Here is an 11,357-nt window from a genome sequence, read left to right as displayed (position 1 = left end):
CCCCCACATCCACCCCCACATCCACACCACCACCGTCACCACCCGCGAAGACACCCCCGGCAACAAACAGCTCGTCGCCTACATCGTCGCCACTCCCGGCAACACCCCCACCGCACACCAACTCCGCACCCATCTCCAGCGGCAGCTGCCCGACTACATGGTCCCGGCCCTCTACGTCCCCCTCGACCGGCTGCCCCTCACCCCCAACGGGAAGGTCGACACCAAGGCACTGCCCGCACCCGGCCACGACCGCCCCGAACTCGCCACCACCTACACCGCACCCCGGACGGACACCGAGCGCACCCTTGCCGCGATCTGGTCCGAGATCCTCGGCATCGACACCATCGGCATCCACGACAACTTCTTCGAACTGGGCGGGGATTCGATCGTCAGCATTCAGATGATCGCCCGGGCCAAGAAGTTCGGTGTGCACCTGACTCCGCGGCTGATCTTCAAGAACCAGACGATCGCCGAGATCGCGGTCCACGCCGCTGCGGCCGCGCCGGTCGACGCGGAGCAGGGCCGTGTGGCGGGCGAGGTCCCGCTGACACCGATCCAGCACTGGTTCTTCGAGAAGGACCTGCCGACGTTCGACCACTTCAACCAGGCCGAACTCCTCGTCACCGACGGGCTCGCCCCCGACGTGCTGCGGCTCGCGCTGGCCGACCTGATCGAGCATCACGACGCGCTGCGGTTGCGCTGCGTGGACGGGCCCGACGGCTGGCGGCAGTACCTGGACGAGACCGCGGACACCGACATCCTCGACGTGCACGACCTGTCCGGAGTCCCGGACGAGTCCCTGGCGGCGGTGTCGCTGGACATCGCGGAGGAGACGCAGCAGAGCCTCGGCCTGGCCAAGGGCCCGTTGCTGCGGGCCGCCCTGCTGGAGCTGGGGCCGAAGCGCGGGCAGCGGTTGCTCACCGTCGTACACCATCTGGCGGTCGACGGTGTGTCCTGGCGAATCCTCCTGGAGGACCTGGGAAGTTGCTACGAGCGGCGGGTTGCCGGTCTCGCGCCCCTGCTGCCGGCGAAGACGACGTCGTTCCGGTCGTGGGCCCAGCGGCTGAACGGCTTCGCCGACTCCGCCCAGGCACGGGCCGAGTACGCCTACTGGGCCGAGCCCAAGCCGGCCGGCCGGGTGCCGCGTGACCTGGACGGCCGCAACGACCTGGGATCCTCCGCCAGTGTCATGGCGGAGCTCGGCCCCGAGGAGACGCGTGCCCTGCTGCGCGACGTGCCACGGGCCTTCAGCACCCAGATCAACGACGCGTTGCTCACCGCACTGGCGCACGCCCTGCGGGACTGGACGGGGGACGACGAGATCCTGGTCGGTCTGGAGGGACATGGCCGTGAGGACCTGTTCCCGGACGTGGACCTGTCGCGAACGGTCGGATGGTTCACGTCCGTCTTCCCCGTCGCGCTGCGGCTGGCCCCGGGAGCCACCGACCCGGTGGCCTCGCTCGACTCCGTCCGCGAGCAGCTGGCGCGGATCCCCAACAAGGGCGTCGGCTACGGCATCCTGCGCCATCTCGGTGCCCCGGACGTGGCCGCGGTGCTGGGCCGGCAACCCACCCCGGAAGTGAACTTCAACTACCTGGGGCAGTTCACCAGGGAGCTGCCCGGCATCGGGCGGTACGCCGGTCCCGGCGAGTCCAAGGGCCACTCGATCAGTCCGGACGGCATGCGCTGGAACGTGCTGGACGTGACCGCCGCAGTCGAGGGCGACACGTTCGGCCTGTACATCAACTACTCGACCGCGCTGCACGAGCGGCGCACCGTCGAGCGCCTGGCCGAAGGCATCGTCGGCCACCTGCGCGAGCTGGTCGCCGGCAGTGCGGACGGAGCCGCCGACGCCCGCCGGGAGTCCCCCGGTGTTCCCCTCACCGATGTCGGTGACGCCGACATGGCCGCGATCCTGAAGAGGTTCTCGATATGAGTGCGCACAACGTGGAAGACGTCTACGGGCTCTCGCCCCTGCAGTTCGGCATGCTTTACCACTCGCTGGAGGACACTTCCGACACGCGCCCGTACATGGTGCAGATGACGGAGGAGGTCGAGGGATCCTTCGACGAGGCGCTGTTCGGAGTCGCCTGGCAGCAGCTCGTCGACCGGCATTCGATCCTGCGCAGCGCGTTCGTGTGGGAGGGGGTGTCGGAGCCGATGCAGGTGGTGCAGCGCCGAGCTCCGCTGCCCTTCGAAGTGAGGGATCTGCGCGGCCTGTCCGATCAGGAGGACCGGCTGAGCGCCTTCCTGGCCGAGGACTGGGACCGGGGATTCGACCTCTCACGGGCCCCGCTGGTCCGGGTCACCGTGCTGCTGACGGGGGAGGAGCGCCGGATCGTCGTCTGGTCGTTCCACCACATCCTCCTCGACGGCTGGAGTGTGCAGATCCTCCAGAAGGAACTGTTCGCCCTCTACCGCGCGTTGCTCGACGGCACTTCCGCCGAACTGCCGACGACCGTCCCCTACCGCCGCTACATCGAGTGGCTCAACTCCCGTCAGGACGACGGCTCCGCGGCGTTCTGGACCGACTACCTGGCGGGCGTCGGCGAGCCCACCGCGCTGAACGTCGACCGGGACACCGGTGACACGGGAATCGGCGAGTTCGAGGTATGTGCCTCCGCGGAGCTGTTCGCACGGGCCCGGGACTACGCCAAGTCCCAGCGCGTCACGATGAACACACTGGTGCAGGGCCTGTGGTCGATCCTGCTCTCACGGTACAGCCGCCAGGACGAGGTGCTGTTCGGCTCCACCATCTCGGGCCGGTCGATCGATCTGCCCGGCGTGGAGTCGATGATGGGCCTGTTCATCAACACGCTGCCGGTCCGCGGCCGGCTCACGGGAGACCTGGTCGTCTCCGAGTGGCTGAAGGATCTCCAGGACGAACAGCTGGAGATGCGGCAGTGGGAGTACTGCCACCTCGTCGACGTGCAGAAGCACAGCCGGATCCCGCGCGGCGAGCCACTGTTCCGGTCGATCCTCGTCTTCGAGAACTATCCGGTGGTTCAGAAGCCGTCGGACTTTCCCGAGGGACTGACCCGACGCCTTGTCAACTGTGTGGAACGCACCGGGTACCCGCTGACCCTCGTCGTGTCGGCGGGCCGGGCCCTGGAGTTCCGCTTCGTCTACGACCGGAGCATGTTCGACGCGCAGACGATCGAGCGCATGGCCGGCCACCTCGAAAGCCTGCTGACCTCCGTGGTGGACTCGCCCGACGCCCGAATCGGCGATCTCAACATGTTGACGGTGGGGGAGTTGGGGGAGGTGTTGGTCGGGTGGAATGGTGTGGCTGGTCCGTATCCGGATACGGCGACCATTCACCGGCTGGTGGAGGAGCGTGTGGCGGCGGGGCCGGGTGTGGTTGCTGTCACGCATGGGGATCGGTGCTGGACCTATGGTGAGGTCAACGCGCGTGCGAACCGGCTGGCCCATCATCTGCGGGGCATGGGTATTTCCCCGGACACGTTGGTCGGGGTGTGTCTGGATCGTTCGCCGGAGCTGATCGCCACGCTGTTGGGCATGCCCGACTACATGGTCCCGGCCCTCTACGTCCCCCTCGACCGGCTGCCCCTCACCCCCAACGGGAAGGTCGACACCAAGGCACTGCCCGCACCCGGCCACGACCGCCCCGAACTCGCCACCACCTACACCGCACCCCGCAACTCGACGGAAGAGACCATCACCGCGGTCTGGTCCGACGTCCTCGGCATCGACACCATCGGCATCCACGACAACTTCTTCGAACTGGGCGGACAGTCGATCAGCGCGGTGCGGGTGGTTTCCCGGCTGCGGGAAGCCGGCCTGGGCGTCACCCTCCAGCAGTTCGTGCGGCACCCGACGGTGGCCCGGCTGGCGGCCGCGCTGGATGTCCCGCAGGCGGCTTCGGCCGGGCTGGTGGTGCTCCTGTCGTCCGTGGCGGACCCGGAGCTGCCCGCCCTCTTCTGTGTGCACCCGGGCGGCGGCAGCACCCACCCCTACCGGGCTCTCGCACGGTGCCTGACGGGCAGGTTCACCGTGTACGGCATCCAGGCGCCGGGGCTGAACGCGGACGAGGCGCCGCTCGTCGGGTTCGAGTCGATCGCGGACCGGTACTGGCGGGAGATCCGCCGTGTACGGCCCACGGGTCCGTGCGCCATCCTCGGATGGTCGACCGGCGCGGTGATCGCACACGCGATGGGTGTACGGGCCCCGGAGGAGGTGGCCGGGCTCTACCTGCTGGAGCCGGCGGTGACCGGCGAAGACCAGCGGGACCGCTTCCAGCAGTACGCCGAGGTCTACCGCCGGGTGAACGAGCTGTGGCACCGCGGCCAGGACGAGCGCGGTGCCCAACGTGCCGCGACGGAGCGGGAGTTGAAGCGCTTGGCTCCGGAGATGAACATCGGCGAGGACATGGTCACGCTCGACGAGTGGCTCCCCTTCGAGGTGCTGGAGGCCGAGGTGCGCTCGCTCGCCGCCTACCGGCCCGGCCGCTCGGTGGCCAGGGCGACGCTGTTCGTCAGCGACACGGTGCGCGACGGCAGCGGTGACGAGGTGCCGGAGGCCCAGTACCTCGCCCACTGGCGCGGGCTCTATCCGGAAGGTCTGACCCAGCGGACGATGCCGGGTCGGCACATGGAGATGGTCAGGGGCGACGAGCAACTGGACGCCGTGGTCTCCGCGTTGCGGGAGACGGCGCCGGCCGACGACACCGACCGGGAGCTGCTGCAGGTCTGACCGCGGACCGTCGCCGGAGCAACGGGAGCCGGCGGACGCGACGAGGGCCCACCACGGAAATGTGGTGGGCCCTCGTCGCGTCCGCCGACAGGCTCTCCGCCATCCATGAGCGGCGGTGGCGACGGCCGTGGCCCGGGGGAGCACACCACCCCGCCCGGTCATCCCACCCGGCCCCACCGGGCCTCTGCCCGGACCGCTCGGCCGTGCACCGCGCGGTCCGCCCCGCTCCGCCGGGCCGGACCGCGCGGGTGCACCGCGCGGTCCGCCCCGCTCCGCCGGGCCGGACCGCGCGGTGCACCGGGCCGGAGGCCGCTGCGGGAGTCCGGCCCCGGCCTCGTCCCGCGCCGTCGGTCCAGGGCGGCCAGGGGTGGTCCAGGGCTTCGGAACCCTGGGGCTCCGCGGGCTCCCTGTCCGGCGTTGCCCCGACCTCGCTGCCGGTGAAGCCTCCGCCCCGGCCCTGCCGCATTCCCCTCCCCGCTCCTCCCTGCCTCTTTCGGCGCACATGCCGAGGCCCCGGTCTCGTCGRTCCCACCATGTGTTCGGTGGGAGCGCGAGACCGGGGCGTCGGAGGGAAGCGGCCGGTGCCGCCCGGCTCACCAGCGCTTCAGCTCGGGGAAGAAGCCCGGTATCTCGGTGGCGCGGCCGGTGGCCAGGGCGGTTCGGTAGATGTGGTGGCCGACGGCCAGGTCGAGGACGCCGAGGCCGAACGGGGAGAAGACGGTGGGGCGGTCGTGGGACAGGGTCACATCGCCGCGCAGCACGTCGGCCAGTGTGCCGTTGATGAAGTCGCGCGTGCCGTACTCCATCTCCGTCAGGTGGGGCGAGGTCTGTGCGGTGAGACAGTGGTCGATGTCGTCCAGGACGTTGTTGCACTTGATCATGACGGTGGGGTGGATGTCGCGCAGGGACAGGTTCAGGATGAGCTGGCCCGGCAGGACGGTCTGCTGGTCGGTCAGCCAGGGCGCCGGGGCGGTGGTGGCGAGGACGACCAGGTCGGCGGTGGCCAGGGCCGCGTCGACCTGCGGCACGGTGCGGGTCTGCCAGCCGTGGGTGTCGGCGGCGTAGGAGGCGAAGGTCTTGGCGTACGTGTCGACGTGGTCGTGGACCAGGCATTCGCGGACGTCGGTGCCGCGTGCCGCGAGGAAGTCGGAGACGGTCCGGCCGATGATGCCGGCGCCGACGAAGAGCACCGTCTTCGGGCCGTCGTCGGCGGCGAGGGTCTCCACGGCGAGCGCGGCGGACGCCGCGGTGCGGGCGGCGCTGATGCCGGACGCCTCCAGGCAGGCGAACGGGTAGCCGGTCTCGGCGTCGTTCAGCAGGAGGACGGCGGAGGCGCGCGGCAGGTTCTGGTTCACGTTCTGCGGGTAGCTGGCGATCCACTTGAGGCCGGAGACCGGTGCGTCGCCGCCGAGATGGGCGGGCAGAGCGATGATCCGGGCGCCGGGATCGTGCGGGAAGCGCAGGAAGTGGCTGTTGGGGTTCACGGTGGCCCCGCGGCTGTGCTGGAGGTAGGTCTCCCGCACGAGATCCATGACGTCCGACGGCGCGGAGCCGATGACGTCCTGGGCAACGGAGCCGTCGATCACGTGGAAGGTTGACATCGGTGGTTGCCTTTCGCGGGCGGGATCAAGTGAGGACACCGAAGTTCCGCTCGACCCAGTCGTTGTTGTAGACCGTGCCGAGGTAGCGCTCGCCGAGGTCGGGAGAGATCGCGGCGATGCGGGAGCCGGCCGGGATGGTGTCGGCGCGGCGGCGGACGGCGGCCAGGACCGAGCCGGTGGAGCCGCCGGTGAGCAGGCCGTGGGTGCGGGCGAGCAGCCGGCACTCGCGTACGGCGTCCTTCTCGGCGACCATCACCACGTCGTCGGCGAGGTCGGGCTCGAACAGTTCGGGGATGCGGCTGGCGCCCAGTCCGGGGATGTGCCGCGGGCCGGGGGCGGCACCGAAGAGGACGGAGCCGAGGGCGTCGACGGCGACGATCCGGGTGTGCGGCGAGAACTCGCGCAGATACTGCGCGCAGCCGACGAACGTGCCGGTGGAGCCGACGCCGATGAACAGGTAGTCGAGGTGCTGGACCGTCTTGAGCAGGGTGCGCGCGGTCTGTTCGTAATGGGCGCGCGGGTTGGCCGGGTTGGCGTACTGGTTGAGCCAGACCACGGTCGGGTCCGCTTCGATCCGGCGCCGGATGTGGGCGATGCGGGACTGGAGGAAGCCGCCGTTGGCGTCGACGGTGTCGACGACGACCACCTCGGCGCCCAGGGCACGCATGTGATCGATGCTGGTGGCGTTGGTGTTCGGGTCGACGACGCAGGTGAAGCGGTAGCCCTTGGTCGCGCAGATGGAGCTGAGGGCGATACCGAGGTTCCCGGACGAGGACTCGATGACGCGGGCGCCCGGCGCGAGGACGCCGCGGTGCTCGGCGTCCTCGATGAGGCTCAGCGCGGTCTTCAGCTTGACGGAGCCGGCCGGGTTGAGGCCCTCGATCTTCAGGAAGAGGTCCGAGCCGGGCACCAGCCGGGGCAGCAGGACGAAGAGGTCGTCGGTGACCAGCTCGTAGGAGTGCTCGTAGATCATGACCGGGGCTCCCAGAGATCTTCGGGGCCGGTCTCCTGCGCCGCGTAGCGGCCCAGCGCGCTGACGGCCATGCGCAGTTCCAGCGTCATGGCCTCCAGCAGGCGTTCGAGGCCGTGCCCGGGGTCCTCGTCGGCGGCGATCAGCGCGGCGCGGCCGAGGCCGACGGCACGGGCGCCGAGGGCGAGGAGCTTCACGGCGCGGATGCCGTCCCAGACGCGTCCGCTGGCGAGGAGGGTGCGGCCGGCGGGGTCGACGCGGCGCAGGCATTCGGCGAGGGGCAGTCCGACGTGGCCGAGGAAGCCGGTCGGGGCCCAGCCGGTACCGCCCTCGGCACCGTCGACGGCGACGGCGTCGGCACCGGCGTCCCAGGCGATGGCGGCGGCCCGGCCGACGTCACGGCCGGGGAAGAGCTTCACCCAGCAGCGGGCGCGCGGGTAGTTGTTGCGCATGAGCTGGATCTGCCGGCGGAAGATCTCGTCGGTGAAGGTGCCCGGGCTCGCGCAGCGCAGGATCGAGGAGGCACCGGGGCCCAGCCGTTCGACGGCGTACTGTCCGGCGAGGTCGGCCGCGACCGCTTCGCCGATCATGGTGAGGCCGCCGAGGCCGGGCTTGGCACCCTGGCCGACCTTGAGCTCGAAGCCGAGGCGGCCGGTGGTCAGGAGCCCGGTGACCGCGGGGTCGCTGTAGACGTGGTTCCAGACCTCGGAGTCGGCGTCCTCGGTGCTCTGCTGGACGCAGATGCCACCCACGCCGTCGGGGAGTTCCTCGCAGTACGCCTGGACGCGCTCCAACAGGCCCTTGCGGTGGTCGTCGCCGCTGGAGCGGAAGCCGTTCATGGGGGCGACGTTCTCGCCGATGACCATGGGGATGCCGAGCCGTCCGGCCTGGCGGCTGAGGGCGAGACTGGTGCTGGTGACGCGGGTGGAGCCGAGTGCCGACAGGTAGACCGGCAACGGGGCGGTGAAGCCGCCGAGGGCGGTGTCGAGGCGGACGTCGGAGTAGAGGGGTTCGCGGCCGAGGTCGATGAGCTTGGCCAGGCGGTCCGGCATGAAGACGGGCGGGGCCAGGCGCAGCGCGTCGATCTCGTCGCCGGCGGGTTCGGGGACGGCGCCGAAGACGGTGGTGCCGTAGCTGTCCAGGGGCGGGAAGACGGCGGCGGCGCCGTCGCGGGCCCGGGCGCGGACAGTGTCCTCGGGCAGGCCGGGTGCAGCCAGCTGGGTCACGGCGACACGACCCCCGCGATCTTCGGGAAGGCCGTGGTCCGCCAGACGGAGTCCAGGCCGGTGACCCAGCGGGTCAGGCGCTCCAGGCCGATGCCGAAGCCGGCGCTGCTGGGGATGCCGTGCCGGGCGACGTCGAGGTACCAGGCGTACTTGGCGGGGTTCTCGCCGGTTTCGCGCATCCGGGTGACCAGGGCCGTGTAGTCGTACTCGCGTTCGCTGCCGCTGCACAGTTCGCCGCAGCCCTCGGGGGCGATGAGGTCGAAGTTGAGCAGGGTGCCGGGCTCGGCCGGGCTCTCCTTGTCGTAGAAGCCGCGGGAGCCCTTGGGGTAGCCGACGATGAAGAACGGGGCGTCGGCCTGGCGGGAGATGCGCTCCTCGGCCTCCCACTCGATCTCGGTGCCGGCGGCCTGCGGGTACCCGTCGCGGCGCAGGCCGTCGACGACCTCGCCGTGCGGGACGCGGGCGAACGGCCGGGCCACGAGGCGGCGCAGGGCGTCGGGGTCGCGGCCCAGGACGGCGAGGTCGTCGCCGCACTCGTCGACGACGGTGGTCACGGCGTGACGGACCAGCCGCTCGGCGACGCCCATGGCGTCGTCCCGGGTGGCGCCCGCGTACTCGACGTCGATCTGCCGGAACTCGGTGAGGTGACGGTGGGTACTGCTGGTCTCGACGGGTTCGAGGCGGACGTTGGGCGCGACGAGGAAAATGCGGTCGAAGGCCAGCAGCGACGCCTGCTTGTAGAGGATGGCGCTCGTCATCAGCTTGTAGCGGTGGCCGTAGTAGTCGACGTCGACCTGCTTGGCACCGCGCGAGCCCGGGTCGGTGACGGGGCCGATGATCGGGTGGGCCATCTCCACGGCGCCGTCGGAGCGCAGGAAGGAACGGGCACCGGCCACCAGAGCCTGCTGGACGCGCAGGGCCGCCCGGGTGCGCGGGTCACGCAGGTGCTCCAGTGGTGAGGGCAGCGAGGCGGCCTCGGGTGTCGGCGGGAGATCTGTCTGAAGTGTCATGTCTGTCGTGTCCTGTCCTGTCGTTGCCGGGTCGGGGCACCAGCCATTGGTGGCGGAGGGGCGCCGGGGCGGGGCCGCTCGGATCAGCTCGCCCTGTCGAGGCGGGCCGCGGGATCGTCGTAGCGGTTCTTGACATGGTTGAGCGCCTGCAGCAGCCCGGACGAGGTCAGCCGCCGGGACGGCTGCGCGGCGGTGGGGCGGCCGAGCGGGAGCGACCCGGTGCGGGACCACTCCAGCCGGCCGCGGTCGGAGATGAAGCTGCGGGTGCGCCCCGCGTTGTCGGGGTGCAGGCAGAAGGGGACGTCGAGATAGCCGTGGGCGAAGGCGCGGACCAGGGCCTGGCCCAGGTCGTCGTGCAGGTTCAGGACGGCCTCGACGAGGGAGCGGGCCTCCGCCTCGATGCCGGTGGACGGCGGCGGAGCGGCCGGCCGCGTGGTGCGGGCGGCCGCGGCGGCGGTCTCCAGCGCGATGACGTTCTCCTCGACGGAGGGGATGCGGGCCGACTCCGCCGGTGTCTTGACGATGAGCCGGGCGGCGCCGGTGCGCACGGCGAGCCGGGCGGCGTCCGCCACGAGCCGCAGCGCACCGTCCCAGGTCTCCGGATAGACGCCCATGTACGCGTAGACGACCACGTGCCAGGAGACGTCCGGGAGTTGGTCGGCGGCGATGGCGCGCAGCGCGTGGACGGCCTCCTCGTCCTGCTCGCGGCTGGTCTGCTGGGCGTAGCTGAGGGAGACGCTGCGCAGGCCGTGCCGGCGGAAGAACATGGCTTCCAGGACGGAGAGGGCGACGAGCAGGGAGGGCGGGCAGAGCTGGCCCAGCATGCAGCCGCCGAAGGTCTCCAGGTGCGGTTCGGCGCCGGTCTCGCGCAGGGCGGCGAGCCTGCGGGACGCCTCGGRCCAGGCCTGGYCCGAGGTGGCCAGCGGGGTGCGGCCGTAGGGCAGGCAGTAGGAGACGGGGCCGCCCTCGGTGGCGTCGAGCCCGGCGGCGATGAGGGCTTCGACGATCCGGCCGGGCCGTGCCGAGCCGTGCCGTACCTGGACCGGGAACTCGGGCCCGTGGACGCCGTCGAGGAGACCGGTGGTGGTCTCGACGGGCATGCTGACCAGCGGGTAGCCGTTGAGGTGGTGGTCCTGGGCGACGGCGCGGGCGGCGGCGGCGTAATCACCGACGCGGGTGAAGCTGTCCAGGGTGAGGGTGCCGACGGTGGTGGCGTCGGCGGCACGGGTGGCGATCAGGCCGGTGCGCATCAGGGCGGGGTCGGCGAAGCCCATGCGGGGCTGCACGACGAGGCTGCCGGTGCGGGCGGCCTCGGCGACGAAGCGGTGGAAGGCGCCGCCGGCGGGGGCGGGTTCAGCGGACGGCATCGGCGTGGGGCCTTCCGTGCCGGTGCTCGGGCAGGGCGTCGAGCAGGGCGAGCAGCCCGGGGACGGCGTTCGGGCCGGTCAGGACGGCGTCGAAGCCGGCGTCGGTGAGCGAGTCGTGGACCTCCGGGGCGACGGCGCCCGAGGTGTCCAGCTTGCCTCCGACGACGAGCGGCACCTCGGCCAGCGCCGGCACGGCACGCACCGCGCGGGCCAGGCCCGTGGCCTCCTCGGCACCGTGTCCGTTGACCGTGCTGACGACGATGAGGTCGGGCGTACGGGCCGTGGCCTCCTCGATCAGGACGTCGACCGGGACGCACGCACCGAGATTGGTGACTTCCCAGCCCTGCTCCTCCAGCAGTAGCTGCAGGAAGAGCAGGTTCCAGGTGTGCGAGTCCGAGGCGATGGTGGTCAGGACCGCGTGGCGCGGACTGTCCGGGGGCTGGCTATGCGGGTACACGACCGGCTTTTCC

The 11,357-nt window shown here is 71.3% G+C and carries 8 protein-coding genes; 2 read left to right on the top strand and 6 right to left on the bottom strand.

Annotated features, from left to right (window positions below):
* On the top strand, positions 1-1,936 hold a 1,936-nt coding region (locus tag EAO76_RS03075; RefSeq protein WP_262375253.1), incomplete at its 5' end, for a condensation domain-containing protein.
* The gene (locus tag EAO76_RS03070; RefSeq protein WP_148833051.1) at positions 1,933-4,713 is read left to right on the top strand and encodes an alpha/beta fold hydrolase; all 2,781 of its coding nucleotides are present in this window, start codon (positions 1,933-1,935) and stop codon (positions 4,711-4,713) included. The genes EAO76_RS03075 and EAO76_RS03070, both read left to right, overlap by 4 nt.
* 593 nt (positions 4,714-5,306) lie before the next feature.
* Here the strand turns inward: EAO76_RS03070 and sbnB are convergent.
* From sbnB to EAO76_RS03040, 6 genes are all read right to left on the bottom strand, one after another.
* Entirely contained in the window at positions 5,307-6,314 is a 1,008-nt protein-coding gene (gene sbnB, locus EAO76_RS03065) for a 2,3-diaminopropionate biosynthesis protein SbnB (RefSeq protein ID WP_148833049.1), read from the bottom strand.
* A gap of 25 nt (positions 6,315-6,339) precedes the next feature.
* Entirely contained in the window at positions 6,340-7,287 is a 948-nt protein-coding gene (gene sbnA, locus EAO76_RS03060) for a 2,3-diaminopropionate biosynthesis protein SbnA (protein WP_148833047.1), read from the bottom strand.
* Complete coding sequence (locus EAO76_RS03055; protein ID WP_148833045.1) at positions 7,284-8,510, bottom strand: glutamate synthase-related protein; 1,227 nt, start codon at positions 8,508-8,510, stop codon at positions 7,284-7,286. The genes sbnA and EAO76_RS03055 overlap by 4 nt, the downstream gene beginning before the upstream one ends.
* The gene (locus EAO76_RS03050; RefSeq protein ID WP_148833043.1) at positions 8,507-9,520 is read right to left on the bottom strand and encodes an asparagine synthetase A; all 1,014 of its coding nucleotides are present in this window, start codon (positions 9,518-9,520) and stop codon (positions 8,507-8,509) included. The genes EAO76_RS03055 and EAO76_RS03050 overlap by 4 nt, the downstream gene beginning before the upstream one ends.
* A gap of 83 nt (positions 9,521-9,603) precedes the next feature.
* Positions 9,604-10,887 (bottom strand): methylaspartate mutase, encoded by a 1,284-nt coding sequence (locus EAO76_RS03045; protein ID WP_148833041.1) that lies wholly within the window; start codon positions 10,885-10,887, stop codon positions 9,604-9,606.
* Positions 10,874-11,344: a cobalamin B12-binding domain-containing protein gene (locus EAO76_RS03040; protein WP_148833039.1), complete on the bottom strand. Its 471-nt coding sequence runs from the start codon at positions 11,342-11,344 to the stop codon at positions 10,874-10,876. Before EAO76_RS03040 ends, EAO76_RS03045 begins: the two co-directional genes overlap by 14 nt.
* Positions 11,345-11,357 lie beyond the last annotated feature (13 nt).

Origin of the sequence: Streptomyces sp. sk2.1 (assembly GCF_008120935.1) — a bacterium.
GTDB lineage: Bacteria > Actinomycetota > Actinomycetes > Streptomycetales > Streptomycetaceae > Streptomyces.
The sequence above is the reverse complement of the archived record's forward strand: the minus strand, read 5'-3'. Positions and strand labels throughout refer to the sequence as shown.